Annotated in this window: 14 protein-coding genes and 2 pseudogenes; 11 read left to right on the forward strand and 5 right to left on the reverse strand. The window is 34.6% G+C overall.

The window, feature by feature from the left end; all coding sequences use genetic code 11:
* Positions 1-8 precede the first annotated feature (8 nt).
* The 6 genes from IPK14_05625 to IPK14_05650 all read left to right on the forward strand — a co-directional run bounded on the left by IPK14_05625 (position 9) and on the right by IPK14_05650 (position 7,414).
* Positions 9-1,811, forward strand: a complete 1,803-nt coding sequence (locus tag IPK14_05625; protein MBK7992902.1) for a DNA primase — start codon at positions 9-11, stop codon at positions 1,809-1,811.
* A 168-nt stretch (positions 1,812-1,979) separates the two neighbouring features.
* Positions 1,980-3,668, forward strand: a complete 1,689-nt coding sequence (rpoD, locus tag IPK14_05630) for an RNA polymerase sigma factor RpoD (GenBank protein ID MBK7992903.1) — start codon at positions 1,980-1,982, stop codon at positions 3,666-3,668.
* Positions 3,669-3,777: 109 nt separating this feature from the next.
* Positions 3,778-5,238: a M28 family peptidase gene (locus tag IPK14_05635; GenBank protein MBK7992904.1), complete on the forward strand. Its 1,461-nt coding sequence runs from the start codon at positions 3,778-3,780 to the stop codon at positions 5,236-5,238.
* A 65-nt stretch (positions 5,239-5,303) separates the two neighbouring features.
* Complete coding sequence (locus tag IPK14_05640) at positions 5,304-5,894, forward strand: hypothetical protein (GenBank protein MBK7992905.1); 591 nt, start codon at positions 5,304-5,306, stop codon at positions 5,892-5,894.
* Between the two features lie 195 nt (positions 5,895-6,089).
* Positions 6,090-6,353 (forward strand): integration host factor subunit beta, encoded by a 264-nt coding sequence (locus tag IPK14_05645; protein MBK7992906.1) that lies wholly within the window; start codon positions 6,090-6,092, stop codon positions 6,351-6,353.
* Between the two features lie 47 nt (positions 6,354-6,400).
* Positions 6,401-7,414: a site-2 protease family protein gene (locus tag IPK14_05650; protein MBK7992907.1), complete on the forward strand. Its 1,014-nt coding sequence runs from the start codon at positions 6,401-6,403 to the stop codon at positions 7,412-7,414.
* Between the two features lie 60 nt (positions 7,415-7,474).
* On the opposite strand, the pseudogene IPK14_05655 reads toward IPK14_05650, so the two are convergent.
* Positions 7,475-8,551: pseudogene (locus IPK14_05655) on the reverse strand (site-specific DNA-methyltransferase).
* A gap of 41 nt (positions 8,552-8,592) precedes the next feature.
* Here IPK14_05655 and IPK14_05660 point away from each other — a divergent pair.
* The 3 genes from IPK14_05660 to IPK14_05670 are packed head-to-tail and all read left to right on the forward strand — an operon-like array spanning position 8,593 to position 9,301.
* Positions 8,593-8,823, forward strand: a complete 231-nt coding sequence (locus tag IPK14_05660) for a helix-turn-helix transcriptional regulator (protein MBK7992908.1) — start codon at positions 8,593-8,595, stop codon at positions 8,821-8,823.
* On the forward strand, positions 8,816-9,214 hold the full coding sequence (locus IPK14_05665) for a restriction endonuclease (GenBank protein MBK7992909.1): 399 nt from the start codon (positions 8,816-8,818) through the stop codon (positions 9,212-9,214). The genes IPK14_05660 and IPK14_05665 overlap by 8 nt, the downstream gene beginning before the upstream one ends.
* Positions 9,215-9,235: 21 nt before the next feature.
* Positions 9,236-9,301 carry a hypothetical protein gene (locus IPK14_05670; GenBank protein MBK7992910.1) on the forward strand — a complete coding sequence of 22 codons (66 nt, stop codon included), beginning with the start codon at positions 9,236-9,238 and terminating at the stop codon, positions 9,299-9,301.
* A 337-nt stretch (positions 9,302-9,638) separates the two neighbouring features.
* On the opposite strand, the gene IPK14_05675 is transcribed toward IPK14_05670, so the two are convergent.
* From IPK14_05675 to ssb, 3 genes are all read right to left on the reverse strand, one after another.
* Positions 9,639-9,920 (reverse strand): hypothetical protein, encoded by a 282-nt coding sequence (locus IPK14_05675; GenBank protein ID MBK7992911.1) that lies wholly within the window; start codon positions 9,918-9,920, stop codon positions 9,639-9,641.
* A gap of 102 nt (positions 9,921-10,022) precedes the next feature.
* On the reverse strand, positions 10,023-12,230 hold the full coding sequence (locus tag IPK14_05680; protein ID MBK7992912.1) for an ATP-dependent RecD-like DNA helicase: 2,208 nt from the start codon (positions 12,228-12,230) through the stop codon (positions 10,023-10,025).
* 142 nt (positions 12,231-12,372) lie between these two features.
* Complete coding sequence (ssb, locus tag IPK14_05685; protein ID MBK7992913.1) at positions 12,373-12,693, reverse strand: single-stranded DNA-binding protein; 321 nt, start codon at positions 12,691-12,693, stop codon at positions 12,373-12,375.
* Positions 12,694-13,020: 327 nt separating this feature from the next.
* Between ssb and IPK14_05690 the strand changes: the two are divergent.
* Positions 13,021-14,927, forward strand: a pseudogene (locus tag IPK14_05690) (redoxin domain-containing protein).
* Positions 14,928-14,975: 48 nt separating this feature from the next.
* Here IPK14_05690 and IPK14_05695 read toward each other — a convergent pair.
* Positions 14,976-15,317 (reverse strand): hypothetical protein, encoded by a 342-nt coding sequence (locus IPK14_05695; GenBank protein MBK7992914.1) that lies wholly within the window; start codon positions 15,315-15,317, stop codon positions 14,976-14,978.
* Positions 15,318-15,494: 177 nt separating this feature from the next.
* Here IPK14_05695 and IPK14_05700 point away from each other — a divergent pair, with 177 nt between their 5' ends.
* Positions 15,495-15,881, forward strand: a complete 387-nt coding sequence (locus tag IPK14_05700) for a hypothetical protein (protein ID MBK7992915.1) — start codon at positions 15,495-15,497, stop codon at positions 15,879-15,881.
* Positions 15,882-16,027 lie beyond the last annotated feature (146 nt).

A 16,027-nucleotide genomic window follows, 5' to 3' on the forward strand; every position in this document is an offset into this window, starting at 1 on the left:
GATAAAAAATGGGTTTTGGTAAAGCCTTTACAGAAGAACTTAAAAGCCAAACAGATATAGTAAAAATTATTTCTGAGTATGTTCCCTTAAGAAAAAAAGGGAAAAATTATTTGGCAAACTGCCCTTTTCATACAGAAAAAACACCTAGCTTTAATGTAAACCCAGTAATGCAAATTTTTCATTGTTTTGGCTGTTCTGTTGGTGGAGATGTTTTTGGCTTTATAAGGCGAATAGAAAGTTGTGATTTCTGGCAAGCTGTAAGAATTGTAGCAGAAAAAATGGGTGTGCCGGTTCCAGAAGTAGAAAAAGTAGATGATCGCCAGCTAACACAAGAACGCGAAGACCTACTACAAGTAAACGCATGGGCAACAAATTTCTTTCAAACACAGCTTTTTGAAGGAGTTGAAGGAAAAAAAGCCCAAGATTATTTTGAGCAGCGTGGTATTACTAAAGAAAGTATTGAGCTTTTTCGATTAGGTTATGCACCGGATAGATGGGACGCTTTAAGTAGCTATTTACGCACTCAAGGTGCAAGTCAAAAACAAATTGAGCGTAGCGGGCTAGTTGTTCTTAAAGAACAAGGCAACAGGTTTTATGACAGATTTCGTGGCCGTTGTATTTTTCCTATTACAGATACACAATCAAGAGTGATCGCTTTTGGCGGGCGAATTTTGGACTCAGGAGAACCTAAATACTTAAATTCTCCAGAAACTCCAATTTATACCAAAGGACGTAATTTGTTTGGTTTAAGCTATGCTAAAGAAGCTATTCGTAAGCAAAAATTTGTAATTTTAGTAGAAGGCTACCTAGATTTTGTGGTTCCATTTCAAGCAGGTATACAAAATATTGTGGCTAGTTTAGGGACTGCTTTAACCGAACAGCAAGTTAAATTGTTAGGAAGATATTTAGAAACACCACAAATAGTAGTTAATTTTGATCCAGATAATGCTGGAATTGCAGCAACAAAACGTAGTTTGGAAATATTGTTAGAATATGGTTATAAAGTTAATGTATTAAGCTTGCCGGATGGCGAAGATCCTGATACATTCATTAAGAAAAATGGTGCAACACAATATCGCCAACTACTCAAAAAATCTCAGCCCTATATTGATTATATTTTAACTCAAGCTATGCGTGAGCATGATATTTCTCGTCCTGCTGGCAAGGTAGAAACACTTAATAGCATTTTACCTTTCTTAAGCAAAATGAGGGATAAAATTGAACGAGCTACTTATGCAGAGCAAATAGCCGACCGACTAAAAATAGAAGGCAGAGTAATTAGAGAAGAATTAAAGCGTGCTGCTGTAGGTAAACTACCACAATTAGATCTAGGAAAAGTTGCTCCAGCCATTAGAGTTTTACCAGCAGAGCGGCAATTGCTTAAGGTTTTATTTTTTAATCAGTCTTTAAGATATTCAATGCTTCCTCTCCTTAAAGTAGAACTATTTAAGGATTTAGCTACGGAGTCGGTTTTTGCAGCATTAATATCTTTGACTAAATCAAGTAAAGAGGTTAACTTTACCAGTCTTTGCGCTGAGATTGAGCCAAACCGATTAGCTCAAAGTGAAAAAATCATTAGCGAAATAATGGTAGAAACTGATAGTTTAAGTAATCTATCTGAAGATGAGCTAATTAGTTATGCTCAAGAAGCCTTTAATGCTTTAAAACGCTTACAGATAGAACAACAACTAATCCGCTTGCAGGGTGAAATAAATGAAGCTCAACGCGATGGTAACAGCAATGAGCTAACGGAGCTTTCATTAAAAAAATTTGCTTTAGCTCAAGAAATGAGACAACTTTTGGGAAAGTAAAAAAGTTGTTATAAAAAGTATAGAAATATCTATACTAAGTTGTTGATTTATAAAATATTTATAAGATATTTATTTGATAATACTTTGTTTTTTTAAGAAGTGTTAAATAGGCTGACCACCTAAATTTTATTTCATATGTAGTTAAGTGAAGGGGGATAGGGTTTTTGTATGGCAATCCACGAGAAGTATCAAGAAGATGTAGATAAGCTCTTAGAAGTAGGAAAAGAAAAAGATTATCTTACCTATGACGATATAAATCGATTGTTGCCACCAGAGGTAAATTCTGCTGATGACATCGAAGCAATTTTTGATGTTCTCAATTCAGAAGGTATCCATATTGGTGATGGTGATGATAAGTTTGGCGATCTTTCAGATTTAGATAAAAAGGAAGGCTTAGAGGATGAAGACATAGAGCTAGATCTTTCTCCAGGACTTTTAGATAAAACTAACGACCCTGTAAGAATGTATCTTAGAGAAATGGCAATAGTACCTTTGCTTACTCGTGATGGGGAAGTTGCCATTGCAAAACGAATTGAGCGCGGCCAACTACGTGCTAAAAAGTCGCTTGCTCGTTCACCCATTGTAGTGGAAGAGTTTTTGCAAGTAGGAAATGAATTAAAAGAAGGCATTCTTTCTGTGCGTGAAGTAGTAACATTTTCTGATGCAGAAGGTTTAACGGAAGATAAAATAGAAGAATACTTAGCACATGTTTTAGGGGCTTTCTATGAAATACAAAAGCTTCACCAAAAAAGACTTAAATTAGTAGAAAAAGCTAAAGTTGATACTAAACGAAATGCTAAACCAAACAAAAACCGTACTAATTTAGCACGACTACGTATAGAAATATCTCAGCTACTTCGCTTAATAGACTTTACCCCCCAAATTCATGACCGTTTTGTTAGCCAAATACGAGGTCATATAAATAAATTAAGATTTGCAAAAGATGAATTACAGCAAGCTCGTCAAACCCTTGATAGTCCTCAACTTAGGGATGAACGTGAGCTAAAACGCTCTTTACGTAACAGAGAAGGCAAGTTAACGGATTTAGAAAAGAAATATAATACTTCTGCTATAGAAATAGAGCGTTCCCTTTCGGCTATTGTTGCAGGGGAAACTCATGCTAACCAGGCTAAACGGGAACTAGTTGAAGCTAATTTACGACTAGTTGTTTCTATTGCTAAAAAATATACTAATCGTGGACTACAATTTTTGGATTTAATCCAAGAAGGCAATATTGGTCTAATGAAAGCAGTAGATAAATTTGAGTATCGCCGAGGTTATAAGTTTTCTACTTATGCAACCTGGTGGATTCGTCAAGCTATAACTCGCGCTATTGCTGATCAAGCACGGACTATTAGAATCCCTGTCCATATGATTGAGACTATTAATAAATTAATCCGTACCTCTCGCGCTTTAGTCCAAGAAATTGGCCGTGAACCTACCTCAGAAGAAATTGCAAGACGTATGGATATCCCAGTGTCAAAAGTTCGTAAAGTGCTAAAAATTGCCCAAGAACCTATTTCTTTAGAAACTCCTATTGGAGAAGAAGAAGACTCACATCTTGGTGATTTTATTGAAGATAAGACTATTGTTAACCCAGCCGAAGCTGTAATTAATACTAATTTACGTGAAATTACTGAGGAAGTCTTAAAGACTCTTACCCCACGTGAAGAAAAAGTAATAAAAATGCGTTTTGGTTTAGGTAATAATAGCTCAGAACATACATTAGAAGAAGTTGGACAGCATTTTGCAGTAACTCGTGAAAGAATTCGTCAAATTGAAGCTAAAGCATTAAGAAAACTTCGTCATCCAAGCCGTAGTCGTAAGCTAAGAGCCTTTTTAGAAGGCGTTCGTTAGTAACTTTAATGTTATGATGAGGTTAGAAAATAATTTTAAGTTTGTAAAAAATAGCCCAACTTACCGAAGTTGGGCTATTTTTTTGCAAAATTTTTAGGAGATAGCAAAGTTGACAAACTTAACATCATCACTTAAAAAAATAGTTAAATTAAGCTTAAAATTTTGCTTAATCTTTTCTTTACTATCATTTACAGTTATTGCTCAAGAACCTACAATTAGCAATAAATCTTTAGATTGGGAAAAAATATATTTAAGTGTACCTAATCCAGAAACAGCAAAACGCCATTTACGAGCTTATACAGAAAAATCCCATATGGCAGGCACAGAAGCCGATTATAAAACGGCTGTTTATACCCGCGATCAGATGCGTGAATATGGAATTGCGGCTGAAATAGTTGAATATCAAGTATTATTACCATATCCAAAAGAAAACATCGTTGAGATGTTAAAGCCTAGCAATTATAAAGCTGTTTTAAGTGAGGCTATTGTTAATGAAGATGGTGATTCTTTTGATCAGTCTATTACACCAATTTTTAATGCTTACTCAACAAATGCCGATGTGACGGGTCAGTTAGTTTATGTAAATTATGGACTTCCAGCAGATTATAAAAGATTGTCTGAACTTGGTGTTGATGTAAAAGGGAAAATTGCTATTGCTCGTTATGGACGGGCTTTTCGTGGAGTAAAAGCTAAAGTTGCTGAAGAAAATGGGGCAATAGGGTTACTAATTTATTCTGATCCCTCGGATGATGGCTATGGTGCAGGAGATGTTTACCCTCGTGGGCCTTATCGTCCGCCGTCTTCGGCCCAGCGAGGAAGTGTTTTATATACTTTTCTTTACCCTGGAGATCCTCTTACACCTGGCATTGCTTCAACTAAAGATAGTAAGCGTTTGCCAACAGAACAAGCTAGCAGTTTGCCAAAAATTCCTGTCCAACCGCTTTCTTATCAAGATGCTGCACCGTTGCTTGAGGCTTTAAGCGGGCCAAATGTGCCAAGAGGTTGGCAAGGAATGTTACCTTTTTCTTATCACCTTGGCCCAGGCCCTACAGAAGTTAGACTAAAGACTAGTTTTGATTTTCAAATCCGTAAAATTTGGAATGTAATTGGAGAAATTAAAGGAAGTAGCGAACCAGAAAAACTAGTTATTTTAGGTAATCATAGAGATGCTTGGGTTTATGGAGCAGTTGATCCAAATAGCGGTTCATCGGCAATGTTAGAAGTTGCTCGCGGACTAGGGGAACTCTTAAAAAAAGGTTGGAAGCCTGAACGCACAATAATTTTAGGTAGCTGGGATGCAGAGGAATTTGGGCTAATAGGTTCTACTGAATGGGTAGAAGAACACGCTGAAAAACTAAGTAAATCAGCAATAGCCTATATTAATGTAGATGTAGCAGTAGCCGGGCCAAATTTTGGTATTTCTGGAGTTCCTAGTTTAATGTCTTTTGCTCATAGTGTGATGGAGGATGTCATAGACCCAAAATCAGGAAAAGTATTTTTGAAACCTGGGTCAAACGCCAAGGGGAAAGACCAAACTCTATTAAAGCAGGAGATACAAATTTTCAATTAGGTAGCTTAGGAAGTGGGTCAGACTATACACCCTTTCTACAACATATTGGCGTACCATCGCTAGATATGGGTTTTAACGGGCCATATGGAGTTTATCATTCGCTTTATGATAGTTTTCATTGGATGGAAAAATTTGGAGATCCTACTTTTAATTACCATACCAATTTAGCAAAAGTTTGGGGATTAATGGCCGTCCGACTTTCAACTATGGCAAAGCTTCCTTTTGAATATAAAAATTATGGTCAACAAATAGAAAGTTTTATAGCTGATCTTGAGCAAAACGCTAAGGAAAAAGGCTTAAAACTAAATCTAAAAGATTTACAACAAGCAGCAATAAATTTTCGTCAAGCAGCAATAGAGTATCAAGATAAAATTAAGGATTTAGATGCTAAGTCTAAGAATCTTAATACTGTTAATGAAACCTTGTTAAAGGTAGAAAGAGCTTTTATTGATCCTAAAGGTTTAGAAAAACGGCCTTGGTATCGGCATGTAATTTATGCTCCTGGAATTTATGCGGGCTATGCAGCAGAAGTTTTTCCATCTATAAAAGAGGCTATTGATGAAAACGATTTAGCTCGCGCTCAAGCAGCAGCAGACCAAGCAAAATTAGCTTTAGAACGTGCTAAAACAGAACTTTTATTTCATGCAAATCCTTGACAGATTTGTTGGTTAACGCCTATAATGCAACCCTCTAATGTAACTTTAATAAAAAAAATAGTTGCGAAAGTTTACGGTAGTTTTTTACTATTTAGTACTTTCTATAAAATTAGTAGCAGATATATTTTTATCTAAAGTAAAGCTTTTTCCTAGTAATTAACATTAGTAAATCACATTATTAAGGGGCGAAAAAAAGTGATCAAGTTAGACATAGTAAATCGAGTTTCCGAAAAAACAGGTGTACCAAAAATTAAAGCAGAAGTAGCAGTTGACGCGCTTTTTAATGCAATGAAAGATGCTATGCAACGTGGTGAACGTATTGAGCTACGAGGCTTTGGAGTATTTGTAGTAAAACCACGTAAACGCGGCATTGGACGTAATCCTAGAACTGGTGAAGTTACAGATATTCCACCAGGAAAAACCATTAGATTTAAACCTGGCAAAGAGTTACAACAATAAGCCAAGAAATTTTGTCCAGATAAGCTAAATTTTTAGGATAAATAGGTGTGGCAAACTTAAGGTTTCCTTTCTTTTCTCGTAAAGACTCAAAAAAAGAGCTTGAGTTATCAGAAAATAATCAGTTCTTTTACTCAAACGATGAGTTTGCTGCATCTTATCTGACTTCTTTAGATACAGGCTTAGGTATTACACCTAGGCAATTTCTTTGGCATCTATTTTTATTTCTTACCACTATTCTTACCACCACAATTGCTGGTGCAATTTTTCCGTATCTTTTACAAGAAGCGGATCTTGACCAAATTTATAATATAGTAACAACTTCTAAAATACCTATTATCAACGGTTTAATATTTTCCTTTACCTTAATGGTAATTTTAGGAACACACGAATTAGGTCATTATATTGCTTGTCTTTACTATCGTGTTAGTGCTACTTTACCTTATTTTATTCCAATCCCGCCGCCTTTAGGAATTGGAACACTAGGCGCATTTATTAAGATTAAATCCCCAATTTATACCAGAAAAGCTCTTTTTGATATCGGTATTGCAGGGCCATTAGCAGGTTTTGTTTTTGCAATTCCTGCTGCGATTGCTGGGATATATTTTAGTCGGCCTGTTTCATCCGCTTTGCCAATAACTTTTAATAATCCTTTGTTATTTACATTAATTGGAAAAATTTTTGGTGTGCAATCTGAATTAGTTTGGAATCCTATCTGGTTTGCTTGTTGGGTAGGAATGCTAGCAACAGCCCTTAATTTATTGCCTGTTGGTCAACTAGATGGTGGACACGTTGTTTACGCTTTGTTTGGCCGTCGTGGACATCGTATAGTCGCTTTAATTGCAACTATTTTACAAGCTGTTATTGCATATTTTGCTTATATTGATTCTAATTGGAGCGGAGGTTTTATCTATGCAATTTTACTGATAGTAATGTTTGCAATGAAACATCCAAAAGTTGTTGATGAAGATGAGCCCCTAGGGTTTTGGCGCGGCTTTTTAGGTTTTATTGCTTTGCTAGTTTTTATCCTCTGTTTTATGCCTATCCCACTAAAAATTTATTAACTACTTTTTAAGTCTAAAAGTATAATTAAGTAAAATTTTAATAAAAATTTTGTTAACTAATTAGGCAATTTGAGATTGAGACAAAAAAGATCTCGGGACTTCTTCAATTAAGTTCATTTGTCTTCTATATTCTTCTAAATAAATAGTCTTACCTTCTTTAATAGAGTTGTAGATATTTAATACCTCTTTTTTATCAATATTTTTTTCAAGAAATCTGAATGCAGATGCTGCAACATACTCAATTTCCATATCAAATGAATACCAATGCCTATTTTCTACTTCAGCAACAAAACCTGTTGTATTTGAACCTGCAAAAATATCAACAACAACATCTTTTGGCTCTGTTAAAAACTTTATAAAAAATTCAGGTAGTTTACTTGGAAATCTTGCAGGATGGCTCTTTGTACCAACCAATTTACAACCTGACATATAAACTCCATTTGACTCAGAATTTGGTATTTGGAGTAAGTTTGATGGTATTGCCCCATTGTTATCTTTACCAAACCCTTTTCCAATATCATGTCCTGAAGGTCTTTTCTTTGGATCATAAAACTTATTTGGGTCTTTAAGCAGTTTTTCATATGATCACTATATTTTGTTAACACATTTGTAATGTTTGCCTTTGGAAATTCTGATTTACTAAACCACCAAACAGTATTCACAGAATCTTTAGCACGGATTTTCCGCTTATTTACCCATTCTATTGGGCTTGGTAATTTTGATGGGTTAAACCAATAAAAGTCTTCTGCAAGGAAAAAACCTAGCTCATCACAAAAATGAATGGGTATTCTAAAGTTATAAAGGCTTCTTGAAGGAACACCTTTTTGGTAGGCCCCACCAAGATCAAGAACAAAACTACCATCTAGGGTAAGTTTTCTTAGAACGACTTTTGCAAACTCTGATAACCATTCAATATATTCATGCTGTTCGTTATTCCCATATTCTTTTTTTTCTTAACAATGCAAAAGGTGGACTGGTTATTACTAAATTGACAGTATTGTCAGTAAATTTTGACAATAAATCTAAGGAGTTACCACAATATGCACTACCCAAATTTGTAGTATATGCAGGTTTAACATTTAGTTTTGGTAAATTTGCTATATCCAATTTTGTTACTCCACCTAGAATGCTACTCATAGTCTGTAGACTTATAGTCATCAAAAAATGATTATAGCTTGATGCAGACTAAGAATACTAGACTTAAAGCCAGAAACATTTTTGCTCAGAAGCTAAGAGAAATTCGGCTGCAACGGGGACTTTCTCAAGAAGAGTTAGCCGCTTTAGCAGGATTACATCGAACCTATGTAGGTTCAGTGGAACGAGGCGAAAGGAATATATCAATTGATAATATGGAGTGTCTTGCAATAGCTTTAAAAATAAATATTAAGGAATTGCTGAATGATGAGTAAAAGCCATCCTGATATTGCTATATTTCAAAAAATTTATCCTCATATACTTCAACTTCAAGAACTAGCCCAAAAACATGGTATAAATGACATATTTCAAGATAATGGAGGAAAACTTCTTCAAGTACTCTTAATTACAGGATTGCAAGTTTTGCCTGGTAGGGAAGGAAATGATGCTAAAGACAAAGATGGAAATGAATATGAGCTAAAATCAGTCAACACGCTTTTAACGAAAAGTTTTTCAACTCATCATCATATGAACCCAGCCATTATTGAAAAATATAGAAAAGTAAATTGGATTTTTGCAGTATATGAAGGAATTAAACTACTGTCCATTCATCAACTTACCCCAACAGACTTAGAACCATATTATTCAGCTTGGACAGCAAAATAGTATGCTGATGGTGGAAAGGACATTAATAATCCAAAAATTCCACTAAAATTTGTATGCGAAAGAGGAACCGTAATTTATAAGGCGTAATCTTAATTAAGAGAAAGTTTTTAATGAATTTAAGCTGCTAATAGACTTGGAGTAATATCTATATTATCAAGCTTTTGCAAGGATGGATAAAGTTTTTCTTGGTGAAAAGCGATTAGTAAGGTTAAGGTTTCTAACAACATTTTTTCTTCTGTTGATAAATTTTCGGGCTTAATTTTGCGTAATCTATAAAATTCTGCTAGATAGCTTTAGTAGTCATCTGATAAACTATTGTATTTATAGCTATTTATTGTAAGAATATTATTATATTTTAAGTTTTCCATAAAATTTTGCCCTCCTTTAACTTTCAAAATAAAGCTTAAGTTTAAGAACCTAATACCTAGTATTTTAATTTAGTAGTTTTTTTAATTTCTGGTTGATAAGAAGTAAACTCGTCATCATCCATTTGCCAAAGTGGGGGAGCAGCAATAGTGGACGGCTTTTTGGTGAATTTTTGCAAAATCTTATCGCCATCAACTAATTTCCAAATTACTAGTCCAATTATGGCGAGTATTGCAAGCGGGATGATTAAACTGATTGTTAGAGCGATTAAGCCAAATGCTAATTTAATAGCGATTATTCCTAATAGTATTAATCCTGCAATTTTTAAGAATTTTTTCATTGTTTTTCCTCCAGCAAAATTCAAAGTTTAGTTGCCGAAGCTAACGCTTAGTTTGTAGAAAGATTTTGGACGATTATTTACTTTTGAGGAGAAAATTAGCAATTACCACAATTTGCCGATGCCAACGCCGCTTTTGCCCATTTGGAGGGTTTGAGCAAGGTTTGTATAGCGATCAGATGAGTTTTGACGGATAGCTTTTTTAATTGCTCCTGTTTGACCTATAAGGATTGCTAATTTTTTAGCACGAGTTAAACCAGTATAAACAATTGAGCGATTAAGTAAATTCCAGTGTTGAAAATGTATAGGCATAATAGTTGCAGGGTATTCACTGCCTTGTGAACGATGAATTGAAATAGCATAAGCTAAGGTCAATTCGTGTAAATCAGCAAAGTCGTAAGTAATACTTCTATCGTTAAAACTAACAGTTATTTGACGGTCTTCTAAATCAATATTTTCAATATGACCTATATCGCCGTTAAATACTTCTAATTTATAGTTGTTAACTTGTTGGATTACGCGATCACCTACACGATAAATAGTAATTCCCCATTTTATTTCTGTTTTATCAGGGTGAGCCGGATTTATGGCTTCTTGAAGCATTATATTTAAGTTTGTAGTGCCAATGCTGCCTCGTTTCATTGGTGCAAGCACCTGAATTTGTTGAGGGCGGATTTGAAAACGTTTTGGAATAGATTGAGTTACTACTTTGACTACAAGAGCATTTATTTTTTCTGGATCAGTTTCTTCTATTAAGTAGCAATCCGAAGTTTCAGCCCCAGGGCGAGCAAATTCTGGCATTTGAGCTTTATTAATTTTATGTGCATAGGATATTATATTGCTTGCTGCTGCTTGACGGAAAACTTGGGTTAACTCAGCTATAGGCAAGGCTTTAGACTGAATCATATCTTGAAGAAATTGCCCTGGCCCAACGGATGGCAATTGATCAGCATCTCCAACAAAACAAATTTGCCCATCGCTTGGAATAGCTTTTAACAGACTATTGGCAAGCAAAATGTCAATCATAGATGCTTCATCAATAATAAAAACATCTCCTTCCAAAGGCATTTCCTGGTTATGTTTAAAGGAAAAAGTGCTAGGGTCAAATTCTAAAAGTCTGTGAATGGTTTTAGCTTCACATCCTGTTACTTCTCCTAGTCGTTGTGCTGCTCGGCCAGTTGGAGAAGCAAGTAAGACCTTTTTTCCCATAGCTTGTAGTAATTTAACCAATGCTCGTACTGTAGTAGTTTTGCCGCATCCAGGGCCACCAGTGATAATGCTAACCCCACTACTAGCAGCAGTTAAAATTGCTTGTTGTTGTTCTTCAGAAAGAGCAAATTTTTCTCGCTGACAAAATCGAGTTAACCATTTAATTACTCTTGCTGAATCCGTTGCCACTGCATGAGTAAAATTTAATAACTTCATTGCTGCGGCGCGTTCTGCTAGAAAGAGAGGAGCTACATAAATTGCTTGTTTTGTGCTAGGGACTTCTACTTGATATAATTCTTTATCTGTTGTCATTGCTGCAATTAGAGGAATAAATTTTTCTTGCTCAGGAATTTCTAAAGCTACCGAAGCACGTTCAAGTAATTCTTCTTGAGGTAAAAAACAATGTCCATCTTCAGTTGCTTCATAAAGAACGTGTGAAAGTCCTGCACGAAGTCGGGCTTCGGAATCCCGCGCTAACCCTAAATTTAATGCGATTTTATCAGCACTCTTAAAACCAATTCCATAAACATCTCGCGCTAATTGATAAGGATTAGTTTCTATAGTTTTGATTGTATCCTGTCCATATTGCTTAAAGATTTTTACTGCAAAATGAGAAGAAATATTATGAGAAGTAAGAAAAGTCATTATATTACGAATTTCTTTTTGTTCTACCCAAGCTTTTTTAATTCGGCTAAGACGAAAAGCAGAAATTCCATGAACTTCGGTTAAGCGTTCTGGATCATTTTCAATAATATCTAAAGTATCTAGTCCAAATTTTTGGACTATTCGGCGCGCTGTCACAGGGCCAACACCTTTAATTAAGCCTGATCCAAGATATTTTTCAATCCCTCCAAGTGTTGCAGGACGAGTAACCTGATAAGTGAGTGCCTTAAATTGATAACCATAAGTAGGATCATTAGACCAATAACCAGAAAGTTTAACGTTTTCACCTGGCGTAATTGATCCAAAGCTTCCCGTGACAGTAATTTCATCTATTGAGCCTTTTACAGTTAAACGCAGCACTGACCAACCATTATTGGGATTATGGAAGGTGACACGTTTAATTGAGCCTAGCAATTCTACCAATGAGTTATTATTAGACATTGCACCTTAAAAAATAATTAGTTTGCTTTAATTTTTCTTTAAGTATGCAAAAAAAATTTAATTAAAAACAAGAGTTATTTGCTTATGGAAATAATAAAGAAAATAGTTTAAGAACTAGACAAGATGACATAATACTTGCGTATTACTGAGCTATAGAAGTTAAAGAACAAAATTCATTAGCAGTAATTTCCAACACTGTACGGACTTTGCCTTCTTTATCTTTCATTTGTTGAGGGCGTAAACGACCTTCTACATAAACTTTGGCACCTTTGGTTAACTGATGTTTGGCACGTTCGGCTTGGCTGCCAAATAAAACTACTTGATACCAGGTAGTTATTTTTTCTTGTTTTATTACTTCATTAGTTGCTACAGCTAAATAGCATATAAATGAACCTTTGGAACTTACTTCTATTCTAGGTTCTCGCCCAACATGTCCAACAATAAAAATTTTATTAAATGACATCTCAAATGCTCCTAAAAGTTAGAGGTTGTTGGTAAGTTATAGACGGAATTTATTCTAAAAATTGGTTAAGGTTTTCATCAGGAGTTGGCATATTGTCGCAATTAAGAAAAAACATTAAACTACTTGTTTAAGAAAAAACAACAATTTAGAGGGTAGTTAGTTATTATGCAAAAGTTTCAGATGGACGCTCTAAAAAAAATAAATACTAGAAAATTACCAAAAATAATAATTTTCCTTGCATTAATCTTAAGTTTAACGATTGTGGGAATATCTTCCCCTAAAACTAAGCTTAAAAATATAACTGCTCAAGGGGATGAAAACGCAAGAATGAGAAATTTAGGGCGAGTACGTGCGCCGGAATTAATTGGTGGACATGGTTGGTTAAACACAGATCGACCATTAAAGCTAGCACAGTTAAAAGGTAAAGTTGTTTTATTAGATTTTTGGACTTATTGTTGTATTAACTGTATTCATATTATTCCTGACTTAAAAAAGCTAGAAGCTAAGTATTCAAAAGAGTTAGTCGTAATTGGAGTGCATTCAGCCAAATTTAAGAATGAGCGAGAATCTGAAAATATACGTCAAGCTATTTTACGCTATGAGATTGAACACCCTGTAGTTAATGACAGTGATTTTGAGATTTGGAGCCAATATTCTGCACGTGCCTGGCCTACTTTATGTTTAATTGATCCAGATGGATATGTAACAAATATTTATTCTGGGGAAGGCCATTATGAGGATTTAGATAAGAAAATAGGTAAGTTGGTAGAAGATTTTCGCGCCAAGGGTAAGCTTAATGAAGAGCCATTACAGCTTTTACTAGAAAAGCATAAAACCGCGCCAGATATGCTTTCTTTCCCAGGTAAAGTAGTAGTTGATGCAAAATCTAATCAACTTGTTATTAGTGATTCTAACCACAATCGCATTGTAATTACTAATCTAAATGGTGAGACGCAAGAAATTATTGGCAATGGGCAAATAGGTTTTGCTGATGGTGATTTTAAGACAGCCACTTTTAACCATCCACAAGGGATTTTTCTTGCTCCTGATGGAAATACTCTTTATGTTGCAGATACAGAAAACCACTTAATCCGCAAGGTAGACTTAAAAGCAAAACAAGTAACAACTATTGCTGGAACAGGCAAACAGGCAATAAATTATAATGAATTTGGCCCCAGCCGACAGGTTGCTATTAATTCGCCTTGGGATGTGGAACTTGTTGGTAATGAACTGTTTATAGCTATGGCTGGGCCGCATCAAATCTGGATAATGGACTTAAAGATTAATGAAATAGGCCCATTTGCTGGCTCAGGTGCAGAAGATGGTATTGATGGATTGCGACATAAAGCTGCGCTTGCTCAACCTTCTGGACTAGCTTTTAATGGTAAAACTCTTTATGTGGCTGATAGTGAAATTAGCAGCATTAGGGCTGTTGATATTAGCGATCAAGGCGAAGTTTCTACTTTAGCAGGTAGTTCAGATCTATTTGGTTTTGGTGATATAGATGGTGTAAAAGATATTGCAAGGCTCCAACATCCTTTGGGAGTAGAATTTGCTAATGGACTAGTTTATGTTGCTGACACTTATAACCATAAAATCAAGGTTATTGACCCTAAAGACAACTCTTGTAAAACTTTTTAGGCACTGGAAAGCCGGGAAAAGAGGATGGAAAAACACCAAAATTTTATGAGCCAAGTGGGTTAAGTTTTGCAAATGATAAGCTTTATATTGCTGATACTAATAATCATGTTATTAGAGTAGCAGACTTAAAGACTAAAGAGGTTACAACGCTAAAAATTACAGGCTTAACACCTCCAAACACGATTGTAGCAAAAGAAATTCTTCCTAATCGTGAAGATGTTTCGCTTGAAGTACAAAAAATTGCTGTAGGCAAAAATGAATTATTGATAGACTTGAAACTCCCATCAGGACAACATCTAAACCCAGAATCTACAAATGTTTACAAGATAAAATTAGCTGATAAAGAGATAGAAATAGCTGAAAATCTTCGTTCTGCATCGCTAAAAAATCCTAAACTACCAATTAAAGTTCCATTTAAGTTAAATCCTGGAGTAGAAAAGGCTAATCTAGAAGTACAGTTTACCTTTGCTTATTGTCCAATTGATGATACTAAAGGAGTGTGTAAACTAAAAACCTTGGTTTGGAATGTTCCAATAGAGATTGATAAGGCATCAAAAGAACATGTTATTAAACTGAGTCATCAAGTTAAATAAGGTTTTAAGCCTTTTTGGTAAGAGTTCTTTTTAGAGGATTGGATAAGCTTAAATTTTTCCAATCCATCTAAAAAAAGTAAAAGTTGCCCCACAAAAAAATAACAATCCAAAAATAAGCATATTATGCTTAGCTATCCAGGCTGGTAAATATATATCAAAATTACTGCTACGATCTTGAGTGTAATTAGCTGCTATTTTGGTTAGTGGACATTTCCATCCATTAATTGCCAAAATTATTACTTCAATCATTATTACTGAAATGGCTAGGAGAGCTTCTTTATAAGCTCTAAAAAAAGCAAATACCCAAATGAGGATTATACAAGTAGCAAAAATTGCCCATACAATCGTATGGCTTATCTTAATGATGGTTAGCAATGATTTAACTTTCATTTTTCTAATACTTCAGGTGCTAACTCGTCGTCTTTCTATTTGGAGACAATTTAGCTCAATATTAATTAAAATAACAATCAAATTTCTTATGTTATAATGCTGTGCAAAGAAAACAAACTTTTTTATAAAAATTTAAATTTACCCAAATAAATTAAACTCTAAATAAAAGGTAGTTTTATGGAGAATTCATTAGAAAACAATAAGTTAGAAGTAGTAAATGATTGTCAAACGGGGGGTTGTGGCTGTCATGTTAAAACTTGTGGAGGAATAGTAGATTTATCCGGCTATAAAGATGATATAGAAGTCAGGCAGCTTATCTATAATGAAAGAAAACAAATTAAGGATAATGAAAAACTATATAAAGAAATTCGCAAAGACTTTAACCCAATGCTTTGGGGTTTTTTAGGTTTAATGGCAGGTACAATGTTAGGCGTTTTAGTAGAAAAATTTTTACAAATAGGAGCTAGTGTTGTTTATACAGCAATCTTTGGGGCATTTTTAGGAGTTACCATTTGTATAAATAAAAATAAAGCTAAAAATAGGGAACATTTTTATCAAGAATAATCTATTTTTCTATTACCTAAAAAGTAGAAGCCTTATATATTCTAGTAGTTACAAGCTTATTTTACTAACTGCCATTTTACCTCAATATAGGTTATCCTAAGAATTTCTTTTCTCTAACTTTATGTGTAAACTACCACTTTTCTAGT

It is taken from the genome of Blastocatellia bacterium, from assembly GCA_016713405.1.
In the GTDB taxonomy this organism is placed as follows: Bacteria; Acidobacteriota; Blastocatellia; order Chloracidobacteriales; family JADJPF01; genus JADJPF01.

Excerpts from the sequence above, each read along its gene's own strand:
- IPK14_05680 (MBK7992912.1), bottom strand. The coding sequence starts at position 12,230 with ATGTCTAATAATAACTCATTGGTAGAATTGCTAGGCTCAATTAAACGT.
- IPK14_05700 (MBK7992915.1), top strand. The coding sequence starts at position 15,495 with ATGGAGAATTCATTAGAAAACAATAAGTTAGAAGTAGTAAATGATTGT.
- IPK14_05625 (MBK7992902.1), top strand. The coding sequence starts at position 9 with ATGGGTTTTGGTAAAGCCTTTACAGAAGAACTTAAAAGCCAAACAGAT.
- IPK14_05640 (MBK7992905.1), top strand. The coding sequence starts at position 5,304 with ATGGGTTTTAACGGGCCATATGGAGTTTATCATTCGCTTTATGATAGT.
- IPK14_05675 (MBK7992911.1), bottom strand. The coding sequence starts at position 9,920 with ATGAAAAAATTCTTAAAAATTGCAGGATTAATACTATTAGGAATAATC.
- ssb (MBK7992913.1), bottom strand. The coding sequence starts at position 12,693 with ATGTCATTTAATAAAATTTTTATTGTTGGACATGTTGGGCGAGAACCT.
- IPK14_05665 (MBK7992909.1), top strand. The coding sequence starts at position 8,816 with ATGAGTAAAAGCCATCCTGATATTGCTATATTTCAAAAAATTTATCCT.
- IPK14_05695 (MBK7992914.1), bottom strand. The coding sequence starts at position 15,317 with ATGAAAGTTAAATCATTGCTAACCATCATTAAGATAAGCCATACGATT.
- rpoD (MBK7992903.1), top strand. The coding sequence starts at position 1,980 with ATGGCAATCCACGAGAAGTATCAAGAAGATGTAGATAAGCTCTTAGAA.
- IPK14_05660 (MBK7992908.1), top strand. The coding sequence starts at position 8,593 with ATGCAGACTAAGAATACTAGACTTAAAGCCAGAAACATTTTTGCTCAG.